The organism is Bacillus sp. RB3, from assembly GCF_030164735.1.
GTDB classification, from domain to species: domain Bacteria; phylum Bacillota; class Bacilli; order Bacillales; family Bacillaceae_G; genus Bacillus_A; species Bacillus_A cereus.
In genome coordinates, this window is record NZ_JASNGE010000013.1 from 128,959 (window position 1) to 147,564 (window position 18,606).

The window sequence follows — 18,606 nt, forward strand, 5'->3', positions numbered from 1 at the left end:
TACTTTATTTCTCCTTCCGTTACATTTTTAAACATTTTATGACAATTCCTTTTCTATCCTATTAATCATTTGAATATTCCAACTAGATTTGTTACGCTATTACTAGGTACATCATTCAACTTGCACTATGAAAAGAGAATTCTAATCAAACTACAAGGAGGATAAATGTATGACTAAGCATGAACACGGTTTAAAAGAAAAAGTAGAAGGTGCCATTGATAAGGTAAAAGGCGAAGTAAAAGAAGCTGTTGGGAAAGTAACTGACAATAAGAAATTACAAGCTGAAGGAAAATGGGATAAGGTGAAAGGCACTGCTAAAGATACAGTTGGTAATGCGAAAGAAAAAGTACATGAATATAAGGAACATAAATAATAAAAAACACGTTGGATGAATTTTCATCTAACGTGTTTTTTATTTTACTTTATATACATAATGAACCAAATGACATATGATATATTTTTATTTCTCTATGCTCTTTGTAAGCGGTTCTTTAAAGGCATTTCTATTCCATACAACAAAAACAATAAGAGAAATAATAAAGAATGCAACAAGACATATACCCAGATAATCAAAATTAACTACTTGTATGAGATTCCAAAACGGGCCCTGTAAATTATAGCTTTCAATAAGCAAAGATAATAGTTGATATCCCCCTATTAAAAAAGCCGTAATAACAGATATTGAGGTAATTAATACATTATATGAATTTCTTATTCGACTATTTTCCATTGCCCACTTATAATTCGTATTCATGAATGTACTATCTAATGTATCCATCAATGACATTCCGGCAGCAAACAAAACGGGGAAAGCAAATATACTTACAAGTGGAATAGATTGACTTGTTGCAGTTACTGTAGAAAGAGCAATTAATCCAATTTCACTCGCTGTATCAAAACCAAGTCCAAATAAAAAACCGATTATATACAATTGCTTCTGACTATCAATAAACGTAAATAAGCGCTGTGTGAAACGATATATAAACCCTAAATTTTCTGGCTGTTTGTCCTCGTGGCTTCTCAACACTTTAATAAGGTACAACAGATTGGTAAGACCAATAATGATAAGGAATGTACTAGAAACGATTGTACCGATAATACCGCCTATAGTTGAAAAGCTCTCCATTCCATGTTTTGCCGTTTTTCCAATTAAAGCAATTAATACAATCATCGCAAATACTACCGTAGAGTGTCCTAATGAGAAGTAAAATCCCACCCCCTGTGAGTTTTTACCTTTTTCAATTAATTTCCGAACAGTATTATCAATTGCGACAATATGATCACTATCAAACGCATGACGCAATCCTAAAGAATATGCAATAATAGCCATTCCGATTATGCTATTACCTTTATATAGCGCCGGTAATAATAATAAAATTCCAAGCACATGAAGAAATATAATAATAACAAAAAAGTTGGTTGCCTTTTTCAGTTCACTTTTCCACATAGTTACTAACCCTTTCTACTTTAAATTGAATACTCTTGAAAAAGAAAAGTGCCATAATAAAAACTAAAATCGTTATAATAGTCGCTAAAATAATTACAAAATTATTTAACACGTCGGTATGATTTGTAAGTGTTAACAGAGCTGGTACTGTTGCAGTAATCCAAGATTCAATGAAGCAAACAATACCTACATAAATATGAATCTTCTTTTTCAATCCATCTTGTAGGAAAAATAAAAACCAAAGGAATGCCCAAAAGAACCAAATTATTGTACTTTGCAAACTACCACTCTCATGTAATTGATTCACAATTCCCATAACCGTTGCAATGATAGCAACCCAAAGAGAATAGTAACCTACACCTGAAGAATCAAGTTTTAATATATTCGTAAGACCAACATATAAATAAGTAAAACCAAATAAAAAAATAGTTCCATTAGATAGGATAGTCCACTCATCGGATTGACTTCCTGTAAATAATAAATATAATGGTGTCAAAGTTTGTAATGCCCCTACAAATAAATTAAAGTATCCTACACTTTTGCTATCAATAAGTTTAAAAGCTGCTAGTGAATTCATAAATAGAACTGCACCGACAAACAATAATCCCACATTAGTCATAGTATCCCCTTCTCCTACTTAATATTTTCGATAGGATGTTAATTCTTCATGTAGACAATTCTCTCTAACAAAACGATGACACTGAAAAAATATAGACTCCATATCCTCAGTATTATGACTAAGTATGCGAATGACAAAGCCTTTACATGGTGTAGAAGATATTCCAATTTTCACATTGTTAGTGTTAGAAAGTGATGTTTTCAATGTTGCAATTAAATCATTTGTAATGTTCTCATTAATAACTATGAAAGTACCATAATGGGAATATTGATTTAATATTCCCATTTGATCTAACGACTCTTTGAAAGGGTTTAGCAATAAATGATCGTATACTACAAGTTTATTTTCCATATATATTTTTGTTAACGAATCAAAATATTGGTATGTGAACTTCTCCATATTTGGCGACCAACCAGGCGTAACTGAATCGCATAAAATCAATGTAGAATTATTTTGCATATATATATTTGTTTTTTGCTTATATGCTGCATCCTTGTACATAATTAACGGGTCTGGTAAATACTCCATAACAGCATTCTCACCAATATAAAAATTCAATTCTTGCAAAGCATAACTATTTGGAGTCTTGTAAACTTTCGTTGCTGATTGGCTTGTTATATATGTTTTCGCATCTTTACCAACATTTATATTTATAGAATAGAAATCTCCTTTTAAATAGCCTCCACCAGAATTCATAATATAGTAATATGCTCTACCATACTCATCCAAATATATTGGCTGCGTTACTTTTAAGGCATCTTTATGATAAACCTTAATAGGTACGGTTTTATGTCTCTTTTCCATCATATCAATGTTTAAGACACCTGTAGGGGATTTCATTTTTTCAGTCCTTCTAACATAATGTTCTGTCTCATCCAATTTATTAATTCTTGTAAACCTTCCTCATCCTTCAAATTTGTAAAAAAGTATGGTTTATTATGTCGGTAATTTTTCGTATCCTGCTCCATAACTCCAAGATTAGCTCCTACATAAGGTGCCAAATCCGTTTTATTAATTACAAATACATCAGATTTGATCATTCCTTGTCCACCTTTACGCGGAATCTTTTCTCCCTGTGCCACATCAATAATATAAATTGAAAAATCCACTAGCTCCGGACTAAATGTGGCAGCTAAATTATCACCCCCGCTTTCAATAAAAATAATATCTAAATTATTATGTCTAATCATGAGTTCTTCAATTGCTTCAAAATTCATAGAAGCGTCCTCTCGAATTGCTGTATGCGGGCACCCCCCTGTCTCTACACCAATAATTCTATCTTCTGATAAAACACCTGTTTTCAATAAAATCTTTGCATCTTCTTTCGTATAAATATCGTTTGTAATTGCTGCAATTTCATAATCTGTATTTAGATGTTTTGTTAACTTTTCAACTAACATGGTTTTCCCAGCACCTACCGGACCACCGATACCAATTTTAATAGGCTTTATCATTTTATTCTTCCTCCCTATGACATGAAGACCCTTACATTTACATCTTCATGTTGCATTTGATTTATTTCGAATTCAGGATCATTCAATCCAAAATCTTCTAATGAAAGTATTTGAATTCTATCAATAGATTCGCAGATTAATTCATGGCATTCTTGTAATAGTTTTTGACCATCTGTTTGTCCAAGAGGAATGGCTCTCACACCGTTTTGAATTATACTTCCAACACTTGAGTATAAGAAAACTAAGAGCGTTTCTTCTATTGTCATTTTCAATTCCGCCCCTAATATTCCGTATACAATACTCGGATGACCTTGTAATTTATTACCCATAATATTTTCTTTATATATATTTAAATTTACAAACGAGAACAATTCACACAATAATTTAGAAGTACTTTTACTAATCATTCTATTTGCTTTTCTACATTCAAAAGGCAATGTTTGTGCTGTTATTAAATCATCTAAAAATGTAATTTGTTCTCCCTCATTATTCTTAATGGCTTCGTAAGTATATTTGCAAATTAAGCCGTCCGTGTATGTTAATTGGACTTTTACATATCGATTAACCCATTTGAAAAACCCGTCTTTATTTGTAACTTGTCCCTCTTGAATAAATGTTTCTAATCCAAAAGAGTGACTAAAACTTCCTGTTGGGAAGTTCGAATCACTAATTTGGAGTAGGTTAAGTAGGTTAAATATGTTTGTGCGAAGCATGCTTGAACGGTTTTGGTAATACTCTATTTTCTTTTTGATAAGGAACACCTTCCTTTTTAAGTAAATCATCTACTAAGTAGTCGTTCGCCAAAATCATGCACCCTTCATCGAATTGTGCTGGTAAATGTCTATTCCCTAAGTTATGAGCAATAATTCCCATTTCTTTTATTGATGTTGGAGTAATTACAATTACCTCTTCTGGTAATACTTCAATATACACAATTCGATTTTCATCTTCATATAAAATATCACCGTTCTTTAATGTTTCTCCACTATCTAAAGACACCCCAATTTCAAAACCAGATTCTGAATATAATTTCTGAACTCTCTTCAGTAAAAGCTCACTAGAAATTAATATCTTATCAAGATGCTTTTTTGTGTTTGAGAAATCATTCATATTGCATACGTTGTTATTAATTTTTTCAATAATCATTTTATCTCCCCCGTTATATCAAAATAAAAAATATCTTTGAGCCATAGGTAGTACATCTACTGCTTCACACGTGATTACTTGTCCATCAACTTTAACTTCATATGTCTGCGGATCTACTTCAATTTCTGGTGTTGCATTATTTAGCTTCATATCTTGCTTCGAAATCTCTCTCGTATTTTTAACAGGTAATACAACTTTATTTAAACCTAATTTTTCTTTAATATTATTCTCATAAGCTACTTTCGATACAAATGTAATCGAACTTGACTGTACTGCTTTTCCATATGCACCAAACATCTTTTTTTCATAATATGGTTGTGGGGTAGGAATTGAAGCATTCTCGTCTCCCATTAATGCCATCACTACCATTCCGTTTTTCAAAACCATATCTGGCTTAACACCGAAAAATTGTGGATCCCATATTACAAGGTCTGCATACTTTCCTATTTCAATAGAGCCCACGTATTCTGAAATCCCATGTGTAATAGCTGGATTAATTGTATACTTAGCTATATAACGTTGAATTCTATTATTATCGTTATATTCTTTATCTCCCTCTAAACTACCAATCTGCTTTTTCATTTTATCGGCGGTTTGCCAATTGCGAATAATAACCTCTCCAACCCTTCCCATCGCCTGTGAGTCAGAGCTAATCATGCTGAAAACCCCTAAATCTTGCAAAATATCCTCTGCCGCGATTGTTTCTTTTCGAATCCTTGAATCTGCAAACATTACATCTTCTGGAATATTCGCTTTTAAATGATGACATACCATGAGCATATCTAAATGTTCATCCAGCGTATTCACTGTATATGGCAAGGTCGGGTTCGTTGATGATGGTAAAATATTATTCAGCGCAGCAATCTTTATAATATCTGGTGCATGCCCACCTCCAGCTCCTTCAGTGTGGTACGTATGAATAACACGATTATCAATAGCTTTTATCGTTTCTTCCACAAAACCACATTCGTTTAACGTATCCGTATGAATAGCGACTTGAATATCATATTTATCAGCAATCTGTAACGAGTGATTAATTGCTGACGAAGTTGCTCCCCAATCTTCATGGATTTTCAATCCGATAGCCCCTGCAAATATTTGTTCTTCCAGGGCAGGTAAACTTGAACTATTTCCTTTCCCTAAAAATCCAAGATTTATAGGAAAAGCTTCTGCTGCTTCTAGCATTTTTCTTAAATTCCAAGATCCAGGTGTTATTGTAGTTGCCTTAGTCCCTTCTGCCGGTCCTGTTCCCCCACCAATTAAAGTTGTTATACCTGAAGCCAATGCCGTATCAATTTGTTGTGGGGATATGAAATGCACATGTGTATCAATACCTCCAGCTGTAACGATTTTCCGCTCACCAGAAATTACTTCCGTTGATGTTCCAATGATGATATCAATATTATCCATAACTGAAGGATTACCACTCTTACCAATTGCTGAAATCTTCCCATCTTTTATACCAATATCCGCTTTATATACTCCCGTATAATCAATAATAATTGCATTCGTAATAACAACATCCACAACCCCCTGTTCTCTTGTAAGTTGTGAATTTTGTCCCATACCATCCCTAATTGATTTTCCTCCACCAAAGACAGCTTCATCACCATATACAGTGGCATTTCGATCAACATGTGCGAATAATTGTGTATCCGCTAAACGAATAGAATCTCCTGTAGTTGGACCATATAAATCAGCATATTGTTTACGTGACATCTTAAAACTCATGCTATCTCCCTCTTTTTGTGTAAGATTGAATATCGCCATCCACTTTATTTTTAAATCCATATACTTCTTGTTCCCCTGAATATGGAACTAGTTCAATCGTTTTTTCATCTCCAGGCTCAAATCTTACCGCTGTACCTGCTGGAATATTTAAATGTTGTCCAATTGCTACACTGCGATTGAATTTTAACGCCTCATTCACTTCATAAAAGTGGTAATGAGATCCAATTTGAATGGGTCTATCTCCCTGATTTATCACTTTGACTTTCATTGCTTTTTTATTTCCATTACATACTATGTCTTCTTTCGCAAGGATATATTGCCCTGGAATCATAACATTCACTTCCTTTAATGAATTGGCTGATGAATAGTTACTAATTTTGTTCCATCAGGAAAAGTTGCCTCAACTTGAATATCTGATATCATGTCTGCAATACCATCCATAACATCTTCAGCACTTAAAATGGTTTTTCCAAGTTCCATTAATTCCGCTACATTTTTACCATCTCTTGCTCCTTCCAAAATTTCATACGTAATAATAGCGATACTTTCTGGATAGTTTAACTTAAGCCCCCTCTCCTTTCGTCGATAAGCTAAATCAGCCGCAACAACTACTAGCAGTTTATCAATTTCTCTTGGCGTTAATCTCATTACAATCTTCCTTTCTGAAGTATTTTAAAACTAAGAATATTCTAAAAATAAAAGGTGTATTTTCAATGTCTTTTCCGTGTTTTCCCTATGTTTTTTTGCTATCAATCAAATAAAAAAAGAGCCCATCGGCTCTTTTTTTATTTTCCTTCATTCTTCTCTAACACGTATAAATCTTCTTCGATATTCGTTAATTTCTCACTTACAAGCTTTCTTGCATCTCCAATCGCTTGATTGTATGCAAATGGTCCAACTAATTTAACCATTTCTTCTATTAAACGCTCTGCTTGGAAACGTCCAATTTCATCTAAATCTTCTTCAACGAAAAATTGCTGAATTTGCGCTACAAGTTCTTCTTTTTTATCATTTGGTATTTTTATATTCATCATCGTTGTTACTCCTCTATATTTAAGATAATATCTTCCTTAACTCTACCATAGAAAAACGATTACCAGGACAGCTTTTTGTAACTCCTTCTAACTCCCTATGACCTAGTATATTTTCTTTCTTTATAGCAAATTGCTTCATAAACATTTTGCATAAAGAATATAATGCATTCACTTGTGCAGGAGTTGGATCGTATTTATCGAAATTTCCCGTCATACATATTCCAATTGTATGGCGGTTATGGTCTTTCGCGTGCGCTCCAATATGTAAACCTCGCCCTTCCACTACAGTTCCGTCCTTTTCGATAAAATAGTTGTAACCAATCCCGCTCCACCCTCTTACAGTTTGATGAAATTCATGCGTTTTATACACGTCCCATCCATCTTCAGCTGTATGGTGGATAATCAGTTGATTTACTTTTTCTAAAGGAACTAATTCATCTTGAAATGTTAGATTGACATATTTAATTTCCATTTGAACTGCCTCCTCTTAAAAATCAATCATAATAATCGTTTTATCATCTGGCCTTATTCTCTTTTCCGCTTCTAGCTCTTCAATGATTGCTACATATTCATTTATACTATTCTTTCTTATATATGCAACAGTTTGTTCTAATGACCAATCTGGGTGAAATAACCCGTCTGAACAAATAAAAATTCCACTCACTTCATCTGTATGTAATTCACCATGTTGTAAATAATGTATCGCTTCTTTCATTCCATTTGCAACTGAGTAACCATTTGGCATATTTGCAAGATAACGATTGTACTTTAATTGTTCTCGAACATCTTGAAAAACAGGTTCTTCCGGCACAGATAAACCTTTCTTACGATCTTCTTCCCTCTTCCTTTTTGCTCGTTTACTAATTCCTTCAACTGTGTCTTTCGTTAATACTTGCATCGTTCCATTTTGAAAAGTTGCGACAATCATACAGTCCCCAAGCTGCGCATATTCAATTTTCTCACCAACTATTTGAACTGCCGCGATACATGTGCACCACAAATGCTCTTTTTTTCTCGTGTCTACTTCATATTCTAACATTTTGCTTTGTAATGCTTCATTTGCTTTGGCAACTGCAAATTGTAAACTATGATTCTCTCGTAATGCAGTAAAATAATTTGCAAATAAATGCGAAGCGATGTATGCTCCATTATGTCCATTTTCATCACGAAACGGGACAAGTGGTGTTGCACCGTCACATACACCATAAATCTTTTTATCTTTATTACAAAAATAAGAATCCTCACATTCTTGCTTCAACGGGCTTTTCTGTTGATATGTTTTTATCTTCACAACTGTATCCCCTTTCAAATGATAAAATACTCAAATTCTTTCGATTAATCTAATTTACCAAAATAAACTGTTTTTACCCAAAACTTTCAATATCATATATAATCTTGAAATAATATGAATTTTTCAGTGAAGGACGGGAAAGAAATGGTCAGATTCCTTGGTGTTATTATCGGTTCTATTATTATTGCGGTTGCCTTTAATCTTTTCCTTATCCCCCACAAAATTTTAAGTAGTGGAATTGGCGGAATTGCTATTATTTTAGGGATTGTAACCCCTGTAAACACAGGCATTATTAACTTTGTATTAAACTTACCTATCCTTATTTTAGGGTACATAGGCCTTGGAAAAAAAGTAATTTTTAACACAGTTGTCTCTGTAGTTGTATTATCTGTTGCATTATACTACGTTCCAGTAAAAGTCGTAGCAACAGATCCATTGTTATCTTCTATCTTCGGAGGTGTCATCGCCGGAGCTGGTATTGGTCTTGTTTTTAACTGTAATGGATCCACTGGTGGATTTGATATTATCGGTATGCTTTTATCCCGCAAGCGAGACATTAAACTTGGCGGATTCCTTATTATTTTAAATGCAGTCGTTGTAATAATCGCAGGATTCTTCTTCACCTGGGATGTTGCACTTACAAGCTTACTTTCAATTTATGTAACTGGTAAAGTAATTGATGCTGTTCATACAAAACATCGTAAAGTTACACTTATGATTGTAACAAATGAAGCAGAAAAAATGAAAAAACAGCTTCTTTCAACTGTTGTACGTGGAATAACGTTACTTGATGGCGAAGGCGCTTATTCAAGCGAGAAAAAGCGTGTACTTATGACGGTCGTTTCTCGTGAAGAATTAGCAAGTATGAAACTTACAATTTCTGAAATTGACCCGAATGCATTCGTTAATATTACAGAAACTGTAGAAGTGTTAGGACTTTTCAGAAGAAGTTAAAGACTAGGTGGGAATACACCTAGTCTTTATTTTGCATAAATTCAATTCTGTTTCCAAACGGGTCTGATACGTAAAATCGAATTACATCTGGCCGTGCATAATCATCAATCACTTTTACACCTTGCTCTATAAGTGTTTGCTTAAATTCATTAATTTCATTCACATAAAAAGCTGGATGAGCCTTTTTAGCTGGTGTAAAGTTCCGCTCGACACCAATATGGATTTCTTGATTTCCACATTTAAACCAACATCCACCTCGTTTTTTCAACTCTTCTGGCTTTGGAATTTCTACCATACCAATTTTATTCCCATAAAAATCACGCGCCTCTTCTTCACACTCTACAGGTGCAGCTACTTGCACGTGATCAATCCCTTGAATATAATTTTTCATTTTCTCTCCCCCTCCTCTACCCTAATGTTATACGGAAAACAGCCGTCTGTAACTTACAAAAGGGTTATAAAACAATATAAGCTCCCCTTATTACCATCCTGCATTCACTTTGCAAAAAAAATAAAAAAACAAAATTTATTCTATAACTTCCATTTTTTATAGAAATACACATCACATCTATATTATAGTTATGAATAGACAAATCTTTTTAGATGCTATTTGTACGGAGGAACTATTATGAGTCGTAAAAAATATTCACCAACTCAAAAAAAACGTCATCCGAACATTTCTAGACGTTTGCGAAACCATATACAAGATCGTTCATTAACAGAAATGTACGCATCTCTGTTCGAACATAATCCTGATAGTATTATTTCATTAAACTTAGAAGGAGTTATTCTACATATAAATCCTTCTGCCGAAAGAATATTAGGTTACACTTCTTTAGAATTAGAACAGAAAAATATTACCTCTATTTTAGGAGCCCATATTTCTGAGCAAGTATTACAAAATATAAAGAATACTGAAGCGGATAATCAACAAGAGTATATCTTATCTATTTATCATAAAAATGGATTCTTATTAGATGTTGTGACAAAACTAGTTCCTATCTTTGTTCAAAATCGTCTTACTGGTGTATACGCTATTATGAAGCCACTTGAAAAATCAGAAAGAATTGAGAATATGCTAAAAGAAAGTGAGAAGAGATTACGTACATTAGTAAACTCCATGCCTGCGTTTGTTATATTTAAAGATCATGAAGGGCGCTGGCTTGAGGCAAATGACTACGCACTTTCTTGCTTCAACTTCCATCATGTACCTTACCACGGGAAAAAAGATAGCGAACTCATTCAATATAATGAAGCATACCGAGAAGCTTTTTTACATTGTGAAGAAGTCGATGAACTAGCATGGCAACAAAGACAAATTCTTCATGGCGAGGAATTTATTATACATAGAGATGATTTCGATTTAATCTTAAGTATATCAAAAGTTCCGCTTTATCATCCTGATGGTTCTCGCAAAGGTCTTATCGTGATGGGGAGAGATGTTACTGAGCTAAAAGAAACTGAAAAGTTACTACGAAAATCTGAGAAGCTCGCAGTAGTCGGACAACTGACAGCTGGAATTGCCCATGAAATTCGGAATCCACTCACTTCCCTAAAGGGTTTTCTAACATTGCTCCTCCCTGAAATAAATGAGGAGCAAAAATGGTATATCGATGTTATGTTAAGTGAGATTTCACAAATGGAATCCATCACGAGTCAATTTATGGCGATGTCTAAGCCACAAGTATTATCTATCCAAACTTGTAACATACAAACTTTAATTGAAGAGGTAGTTACATTTATTTTACCGACTGCAATTATGCATAGCGTTCATATCATCATGGATCATTTTGATTACGTATATGATATTCAATGTGACGGTAACCAATTAAAACAAGTTTTTATAAACATATTAAAAAATGCGATAGAAGCGATGCCAAATGGCGGAAATATTTTCATCCAAACAAAACCATTAGAGGATAATTTCATCTTAATACGAATTATCGATGAAGGTTGTGGCATTCCAGAAGATCGTATCTCCCGTCTAGGCGAACCTTTTTATAGTTTAAAAGAAAAAGGCACAGGACTAGGATTAATGATGTGTTACAAAATAATTGAAGAACATCATGGTAAATTACACATTTCAAGCGAATTAAATAAAGGTACAATTGTTGATATTGAGCTACCACTTTCTTCATCTCATCTTGCAATCCAGTCTTAAATAAAAAAGAAGCATCTGCTAATCGTTAGCAGATGCTTCTTTTTTTAAATACTTTGTCATACCACTCTTTTGCTTTTTCTACTTCACCCATCGTTAATTGATGCCCTCGATTTTCCCAATGCATTGTTACATTCGCGTTTGCATTTTCTAATAGTATCTTCAATTCCTCTGACTCTGCTGATGAACAAATTGGATCATTTGTCCCAGCAGCAATAAACACAAATTTACCTGCTAAATTTGCTAATTGCATTCCTCTTCTTGGTACCATTGGGTGATGAAGCACAGCACCTTTCAATGCATTTTCGTAATGGAATAATAAGCTTGCTGCGATATTTGCCCCATTCGAATAACCGATAGCTACAATGTTATTTCTATCGAATTTATATTCTTTAGCCGCTTCATCTAAAAATTCATTTAATTCCTTCGTACGGAAAATTAAATCCTCTTCATCAAAAATGCCCTCTGCTAATCGGCGGAAGAAACGCGGCATCCCATTCTCTAACACATTTCCCCTAACGCTTAATACCGACGCTTCCGGATCAACTATTTCTGCAAGTGGTAGTAAATCTAATTCATTACCACCTGTGCCATGAAGTAATAACAACACTGGTTTTGACGTATCTTTTCCTTTTTGAAAAACATGTTTCATCATAATCCTGTTCCCCCTTCAATCACTTTAATCTAAATTTCTCACTTCAAATGGTAAAAGCGTTTGTTCAATCTGTTTTCTATGTTGTTCATATTGTTCCGGTAACTTTAATTCCTCACCCATCGTCTCTAACGATTCATCATGAGCGAAACCAGGAGGATCTGTTGCAATTTCAAATAAGATTTCACCATGTTCTCTAAAATAAATCGCGTTAAAATAATTTCGATCTTGTACAGGAGTTACGTGATATCCAAAACGCGACACATGCTCTTTCCAGTCTAGCTGATCAGCATCGTCACTCGCTCTCCAGGCAATATGATGAACTGTGCCAACGCCCATTTGGCCACGACCGATTGTTGATAATTTCAAATCAATAATATTTCCAATGTCAGCAGAAGAACGGAATCGAACAAATTCACCCTCTTCTCCAATTTTCTCAAGACCCATAATATGTTCTAACAATTCAGCTGTTTTTTGAGGCTGTGTAGATAAAAGAACAGCACCTCCAAACCCTTTAATGGCTACTTCTGGTGTCACTTCTCCAAAACTCCAATTATTTAATTCGCCTTTTTCTCTTTCAACTAATTCTATATGCAAACCATGCGGATCATCAAATTCTAAATACTGCTCTCCAAAACGAGTCATTTTTGTATACGAAACATCGAATTTTTCTAATCTATTTTCCCAAAACTCCATTGCACCTTTTGGTACAACGTAAGACGTAATTCCTACTTGACCATCTCCAATAATACCTTGACGAGCACCTGCCCATGGGAAAAACGTAATAATTGTTCCAGGCTTTCCTCCTTCATTTCCAAAATAAAGATGGTACGTACCTGGATCATCAAAATTCACTGTTTGTTTCACTAAACGTAACCCCAATACACCAGCATAAAAGTCTACATTTTCTTGTGGATGCCCTACAATCGCTGTAATATGATGGATTCCCATTGTTTTCTTTTCCATTTCTTCCACTCCTTTTTTATTTCATTATAAAAATTCTTTTACATTTAAATTCATTATTCATTTTGTCCATGCTACAAAGTAAAATCCGTCATTATAATTTTATCTCGAATTCGAGATATTAATCAAAAAATTACGTATCGGTGTCTAACCTATTGAATTATCTCGAATTCAAGATAATTCACAAAAAATATTTGTTCGATTTATAACCATAATAAATTTTCATTATGAACATTATTTATCTCGAACTCAAGATTTATTATAAGTTACTTATTTTTTATTGTCAATAAGTCCTTACTTTCATTTTTCTTGTTTTCACTTATGGTTCCCTACCTTAACAAACATTTTTTGTTCTTTCAAGTGAACGAGCACTTTTCATTACATGTGAAAACCTTTATAAACGCCTTTATCCCAGTGGATTACAATGATTTTTCAAGAAATTAAAGTAATAATATTCAGAAAATTAAAGAGTGTTTTTTCACACCTTATTTTCATTCCTTTACCCGATAAATTTTAAAAACTAAAAGCCATACAAATGTATGACTTTTAGCTTATTGACGTCTCAAATTTTGCTTTCTCTACATATACTTTACGAAATTTCATATAGCATCCAATACGCCAAGGTACTATATAACAAACCGCAAGAGTGTAGAAAAGAATGCCGATTGACTTTGGATCTAGACCTTGTAAATGTCTTCTAAAATAAGCACGTAAAAGAACAATAACTAAAAATGTAGCAATAAAAGCGATACTTTTTTTCGCATAAATTTGACCATCTTCTCTGACTTCATACCCACTTAAAATAATAAGTGGAATTGACAATAACAGTCCGATCCCAGCAGCTATACCAATTTGCCAACCAGCAAGTTGTATCGGTGCTGCGTATAAAGAAAAACCTGGTAATAAGAAGAATAATGGCAATAGTAGTCGTCTTCCTTTATTATTAATTGGTCGATTCATAGAGCGCATGCGTCTAAATATAACGAGCCCTATGACGAGTAAAAAAATTGTAATACTGTACGAACCTTGCTGCAAGTGAATCTCTCCCTAAAAATAGTCATTTTCAAAAATACTCCCCTATTATACTCCTAATTTTTCCAAAAATATAATTATTCCTCTAAAAAATCTTACACATCAAATATACTTTTAGGTTTGATTTACTATAGGAAACAATTCCGAAAGAGGAACTACTCTCCCCACCTCGTCTTTAAACACAATATGCTCTCTAGTTAAATGGCGCGGGCTCTTCACTCCCGCCGCTGCCGCTAATGAAAATAAACTATATCTCATACTAATAATATAATTCATAACTCGCCACTTCTTCTCATACGGATCTAACGCTTTTTGATAATGCGGATTCGTCGTGGCTACACCAGATGGACATTGACCAGAATTACATTGAAGGGCCATAATACAGCCACTTGCCATCATAAACCCACGGGCTGAACTTACAGCATCCGCCCCAATCGCTAAAGCAATCGCCACTTTATCTGGTGTGATTAATTTACCCGATGCAAATACTTTAAACTTGTTACGGACACCATAATGGTTTGCTGTATCAATAAATGTAAGTAATGCTGGAATAAGCGGCAGTCCCATATAATCTGCCATCGATTTATACGTTGCCCCTGATCCGCCTTCTGAACCGTCGATTGTAATAAAATCTGGGTAAATGTTTAGTTCTTTCATTGTTTTTATTAAATCTTCCAAAGGCTCCTGCTGACCAATTACAATTTTCATTCCAACTGGTTTACCGCTGTTTTCTTGCAACTGTTGAATAAAACAAAGTGTATCCGCTGCATTCTTTAAAAATGAAAATCGATTCGGTGAATTAATCGTCTCTCCCTTTCGGACGTTGCGAACAAAAGCAATTTTCTCATTTACTTTTTGTCCCTCTAAATGACCACCACGTATTTTAGCACCTTGCCCAAATTTCAATTCGAATGCTCTAATATTACTTTCTTTCGCTTTCTCCATGAATTTTTCCATTGAAAAATTACCGTCTTCATCACGGTATCCAAATAACCCTGGACCAATTTGCGCAACGATATTCGCTCCTGTATGTAAATGTTCTGGAATAACGCCACCTTCACCCGTATTAATCCACGATCCGCCTGCCATTTTTGCTCCAAAACCACTCGCTAAAATATAATTTTCTCCAATCGCACCGTAAGAAGTCGCAGATGCACCAAACATGCCATGTAGCTTCCACGGATATTTACGGTTCTCACCGACTATAATTGCATCATCTTCTTCGTACAGCCAAAGATTCGTTGTATCCGCTGTCAATTTTTCTCTTCTTGAAAATAACCCTTCTTTATGAATCACGTACTTTTTACCTTCCCGCTCTTGCGTGAGATTCACACTTAATTCCTCAGTTAATATTGGAAATAATGTATTAGCAATATAATATCCAGAAGCTTCAAAATCTCGTTTTGATCCAAAACCAAGTATTTCAGAGCGATATTTCGCTAAAAACATAACACTTTGAAAATCATAACGTGAGAAAGGCTTTCCATCCGTATCATGATCAAACCAATATTGTCGAAATTCAGGCCCTATCTTTTCCAGTAAGTAGCGCATTCTTCCTAAGTACGGATGTAATTTTAAAATAGAATGGTGTGTTCGTTTTTTTATAAAAAATGTGATGATAAAAAAGACGATTAAAAGCAACATTAAAAATAGTAATATACTAATAATAACGAGTAGCGTTTCACTCATCCCGCTTCCCCCTATGAAATTCCATAATAAAAGGAGAACACTCGATGTGCTCTCCTTTTATCTTTATTCATACTAACGTAGCAAGATGCTCTTTCGCGTCATATTCAACTAAACTTTCAGCGTGTTTAATTCGATGAACAAAGTCTGGATTAGCAATTAACGGTCTTCCGAATGCTGCTACATCAATCGTTCCTTCTTGCAACGCTTCTTCGGCCTCTTTCGGATTTAAATTACCAACCCCAACAATCGTACCATCCCAATATTTTCTTACTAGTTGATGAAAATTCTTTCCGTCAGCAATCTCTTGCGTATAATTCATCGTTGAAGGATGGATCATCGTTAACCCAACCTCTTTAAACATATTTATGAACGTTTCAATTGCAAACTCAGGATTTTCCCACATATAAGTAGGATTATCACCTTTGAAAGCAGAGAAACGAAGAAGTGTTTTATTAGCTCCAACAGCTTCTATTACAGCCGCCGTTACTTCTTTCATAAACGTTAACCTTTGTTTTAAATCACCGCCATATTTATCTGTTCGCTTATTCGCAAACTCATACGTAAATTGATCGATTAAATATCCGTGTGCACCGTGAATTTCTACTCCATCAAATCCAGCTTCGATCGCATTTTTCGCAGCTTGTGCGTATTGACCGATCACTTCTTGTATTTCTTCTAACGTCATTGCTTCTGGCGTATCAAACGGTTTACGAAAGCGTGGAACATTCCCCTCTGCAGCGATAGCCGACGGTGCTTGTGGCATTTGACCACCAATTATTTCATGATGACTCATACGCCCAACATGCCATATTTGAGCAATAATCGTCCCGCCTTCTTTATGTACTGCCTCTGTAACAGGTTTCCAAGAATCGATTTGTTCTTGTGTATAAATACCTGGTACTCCTGGGTTTCCTTTTGCTCTCGGACTAATGACAATTCCTTCTGTAATAATTAGTCCAATTCCATCCGCAGCACGTTTTCTGTAGTACTCCACTACATCAGCACCAACTACTCCAGTCTCATTATCTGCAAAGCATCTTGTCATCGGTGCCATCGCTATACGATTACGAAGAGACCAAGTTCCAACTTGAATTGGATCAAACAACTTTGTTTCTTCAACGTTTTCAAAAAATCCCCCAGCATTTACATTTGTTCCTTCATAAATACTCGCTGCTTTATTACTTGAACTTGTCATTTTTCTTCCCCCTAAAAAATCTTACTATAATCGCATCATACTTACTTTTAGATAGTAACGTCAATTTTTACGACTTTATAACAAAAAAATTCGAATATTCAAAAAATAAAACGCTGTAAATAATATTAAAAAGGTTTCCTTAGGAGGAAACCTTTTTTGTTGACCATATATGGCTGTCAATCCGTTTATCTCTTTAATAAAAAACACCTTATCAATAGAAGTGAAAATGGTTCAGTATTCTTCTAAAAATAATAACTTATATACCTAAAACAATGAAAGCCCTACCTCTCTTTCATCCTTACGGCTCCTCGTCCGTGCCAGTGTGAATCAGGATTGCAAAAATCAAGTAACTATTTTATCGAAGTATTCAATTAAACTTCGAACATTCATAAATGAAATTAAAAAATAAAAATGGATTTGATTGTAGTAATAACAATAGAGGTAATGCTCTAAAAGTGGTTTGAAAGAGTTGAATGTCTTTGAAATGATAAATTTTCTATAATTATGTTCCCAAAAAATTCAAGATCTTTTTTGGGATATAATACATTATTTGTAATGAACCTTAACAAAAGCTTTTTATCTGATTTTCTGTGATACCTTCAATTAATCCCAGTTCACTAATCAAAAATTCATATGCGTTATCTAACATCTTCTTTTCGCTTGCATTAAGTGCTTTTTCTTTCTGTATACGCATTAAATCACGCACAACTTCAGCACCTTCTTGCATTTTACCCGTCTTTATTTTATCAGTGTTCAATTTATACCTTTGTTTCCACGTAAGTAATCTATCTGATTCCCCATGTTGAAAAATATCCATTATGTGTGCTAATGCGGTTATATCCGTAACTGGTCGTATATTCGAATTCAATATTCTCCCTGCTGGAATCATTAGTTCCATATTACTAGCCGACATTTTTATAACATAATACTGTTGTTTTTCTCCTGAGATTTCCTTCTCTTCTATGGCTTTAATTATACCTGCTCCCTGCATTGGATAAACAATATTATCACCAATTTGAAACAAATAATCCACCTCCATATATGGTAACCTTCTCAAGCTTAACATACTTTTAGTTTTTTAGCAAAATTTTTATTTTATCATAAAATTATTTTACGAGTCAATACTTCAGAAGCAAGAAATTAAATTTACACAATACACTATAAAAATCGCAATTCCATTAACGGTTCCACACACATTCATTCTCCTTTAACACAAAAACACATCACTACATTTAAGTAGT

The 18,606-nt window shown here is 34.2% G+C and carries 22 protein-coding genes; 3 read left to right on the forward strand and 19 right to left on the reverse strand.

Annotated features, from left to right (window positions below; all coding sequences use genetic code 11):
- Positions 1-169 precede the first annotated feature (169 nt).
- Positions 170-373 carry a CsbD family protein gene (locus QO049_RS17935; protein ID WP_098281423.1) on the forward strand — a complete coding sequence of 68 codons (204 nt, stop codon included), beginning with the start codon at positions 170-172 and terminating at the stop codon, positions 371-373.
- An 87-nt stretch (positions 374-460) separates the two neighbouring features.
- Here the strand turns inward: QO049_RS17935 and QO049_RS17940 are convergent, their stop codons facing one another.
- The 12 genes from QO049_RS17940 to QO049_RS17995 all read right to left on the reverse strand — a co-directional run bounded on the left by QO049_RS17940 (position 461) and on the right by QO049_RS17995 (position 8,740).
- Positions 461-1,447, reverse strand: a complete 987-nt coding sequence (locus QO049_RS17940; protein WP_000265977.1) for a HoxN/HupN/NixA family nickel/cobalt transporter — start codon at positions 1,445-1,447, stop codon at positions 461-463.
- On the reverse strand, positions 1,434-2,066 hold the full coding sequence (locus QO049_RS17945; protein WP_000185993.1) for an AmiS/UreI family transporter: 633 nt from the start codon (positions 2,064-2,066) through the stop codon (positions 1,434-1,436). Before QO049_RS17945 ends, QO049_RS17940 begins: the two co-directional genes overlap by 14 nt.
- Before the next feature lie 18 nt (positions 2,067-2,084).
- Complete coding sequence (locus tag QO049_RS17950; RefSeq protein ID WP_246960917.1) at positions 2,085-2,906, reverse strand: urease accessory protein UreD; 822 nt, start codon at positions 2,904-2,906, stop codon at positions 2,085-2,087.
- The gene (gene ureG, locus QO049_RS17955) at positions 2,903-3,520 is read right to left on the reverse strand and encodes an urease accessory protein UreG (protein WP_000594928.1); all 618 of its coding nucleotides are present in this window, start codon (positions 3,518-3,520) and stop codon (positions 2,903-2,905) included. The genes QO049_RS17950 and ureG overlap by 4 nt, the downstream gene beginning before the upstream one ends.
- A gap of 14 nt (positions 3,521-3,534) precedes the next feature.
- The gene (locus QO049_RS17960) at positions 3,535-4,233 is read right to left on the reverse strand and encodes an urease accessory protein UreF (RefSeq protein WP_000946573.1); all 699 of its coding nucleotides are present in this window, start codon (positions 4,231-4,233) and stop codon (positions 3,535-3,537) included.
- The gene (locus tag QO049_RS17965) at positions 4,211-4,666 is read right to left on the reverse strand and encodes an urease accessory protein UreE (RefSeq protein ID WP_246960920.1); all 456 of its coding nucleotides are present in this window, start codon (positions 4,664-4,666) and stop codon (positions 4,211-4,213) included. The genes QO049_RS17960 and QO049_RS17965 overlap by 23 nt, the downstream gene beginning before the upstream one ends.
- Before the next feature lie 18 nt (positions 4,667-4,684).
- The gene (gene ureC / locus QO049_RS17970) at positions 4,685-6,397 is read right to left on the reverse strand and encodes an urease subunit alpha (RefSeq protein ID WP_000008664.1); all 1,713 of its coding nucleotides are present in this window, start codon (positions 6,395-6,397) and stop codon (positions 4,685-4,687) included.
- Position 6,398: 1 nt separating this feature from the next.
- Complete coding sequence (locus QO049_RS17975) at positions 6,399-6,728, reverse strand: urease subunit beta (protein ID WP_000612160.1); 330 nt, start codon at positions 6,726-6,728, stop codon at positions 6,399-6,401.
- A 14-nt stretch (positions 6,729-6,742) separates the two neighbouring features.
- Positions 6,743-7,045, reverse strand: a complete 303-nt coding sequence (locus QO049_RS17980; protein WP_001241328.1) for an urease subunit gamma — start codon at positions 7,043-7,045, stop codon at positions 6,743-6,745.
- A gap of 137 nt (positions 7,046-7,182) precedes the next feature.
- Positions 7,183-7,431: a DUF2164 domain-containing protein gene (locus tag QO049_RS17985; RefSeq protein ID WP_000981075.1), complete on the reverse strand. Its 249-nt coding sequence runs from the start codon at positions 7,429-7,431 to the stop codon at positions 7,183-7,185.
- A gap of 19 nt (positions 7,432-7,450) precedes the next feature.
- Entirely contained in the window at positions 7,451-7,903 is a 453-nt protein-coding gene (locus QO049_RS17990) for a peptidoglycan recognition protein family protein (RefSeq protein WP_000404192.1), read from the reverse strand.
- A 15-nt stretch (positions 7,904-7,918) separates the two neighbouring features.
- On the reverse strand, positions 7,919-8,740 hold the full coding sequence (locus QO049_RS17995) for a protein phosphatase 2C domain-containing protein (RefSeq protein WP_002062026.1): 822 nt from the start codon (positions 8,738-8,740) through the stop codon (positions 7,919-7,921).
- 126 nt (positions 8,741-8,866) lie between these two features.
- Between QO049_RS17995 and QO049_RS18000 the strand changes: the two genes are divergently transcribed.
- Positions 8,867-9,676, forward strand: a complete 810-nt coding sequence (locus QO049_RS18000) for a YitT family protein (protein WP_000251344.1) — start codon at positions 8,867-8,869, stop codon at positions 9,674-9,676.
- Between the two features lie 19 nt (positions 9,677-9,695).
- On the opposite strand, the gene QO049_RS18005 is transcribed toward QO049_RS18000, so the two are convergent.
- Positions 9,696-10,067, reverse strand: a complete 372-nt coding sequence (locus tag QO049_RS18005; RefSeq protein ID WP_000800767.1) for a VOC family protein — start codon at positions 10,065-10,067, stop codon at positions 9,696-9,698.
- Positions 10,068-10,304: 237 nt separating this feature from the next.
- Between QO049_RS18005 and QO049_RS18010 the strand changes: the two genes are divergently transcribed.
- Positions 10,305-11,837, forward strand: coding sequence for a BA3702 family sensor histidine kinase (locus tag QO049_RS18010; RefSeq protein WP_000087658.1), 1,533 nt, complete (start codon positions 10,305-10,307; stop codon positions 11,835-11,837).
- 25 nt (positions 11,838-11,862) lie between these two features.
- Here the strand turns inward: QO049_RS18010 and QO049_RS18015 are convergent, their stop codons facing one another.
- The 6 genes from QO049_RS18015 to QO049_RS18040 form a co-directional block, all read right to left on the reverse strand.
- Positions 11,863-12,489: an alpha/beta hydrolase gene (locus QO049_RS18015; protein WP_246960925.1), complete on the reverse strand. Its 627-nt coding sequence runs from the start codon at positions 12,487-12,489 to the stop codon at positions 11,863-11,865.
- Positions 12,490-12,513: 24 nt separating this feature from the next.
- A complete protein-coding gene (locus QO049_RS18020) occupies positions 12,514-13,452 on the reverse strand; it encodes a ring-cleaving dioxygenase (protein WP_000412731.1) in 939 nt (312 codons plus the stop codon).
- A 543-nt stretch (positions 13,453-13,995) separates the two neighbouring features.
- Positions 13,996-14,484, reverse strand: coding sequence for a cytochrome c biogenesis protein CcdC (locus QO049_RS18025; RefSeq protein WP_001183922.1), 489 nt, complete (start codon positions 14,482-14,484; stop codon positions 13,996-13,998).
- 111 nt (positions 14,485-14,595) lie between these two features.
- Positions 14,596-16,170 (reverse strand): FMN-binding glutamate synthase family protein, encoded by a 1,575-nt coding sequence (locus QO049_RS18030; protein ID WP_246960927.1) that lies wholly within the window; start codon positions 16,168-16,170, stop codon positions 14,596-14,598.
- A gap of 67 nt (positions 16,171-16,237) precedes the next feature.
- Positions 16,238-17,365: an alkene reductase gene (locus tag QO049_RS18035; RefSeq protein ID WP_098382427.1), complete on the reverse strand. Its 1,128-nt coding sequence runs from the start codon at positions 17,363-17,365 to the stop codon at positions 16,238-16,240.
- Positions 17,366-17,927: 562 nt separating this feature from the next.
- Positions 17,928-18,389: a CarD family transcriptional regulator gene (locus tag QO049_RS18040; RefSeq protein ID WP_170317877.1), complete on the reverse strand. Its 462-nt coding sequence runs from the start codon at positions 18,387-18,389 to the stop codon at positions 17,928-17,930.
- Between the last annotated feature and the right edge of the window lie 217 nt (positions 18,390-18,606).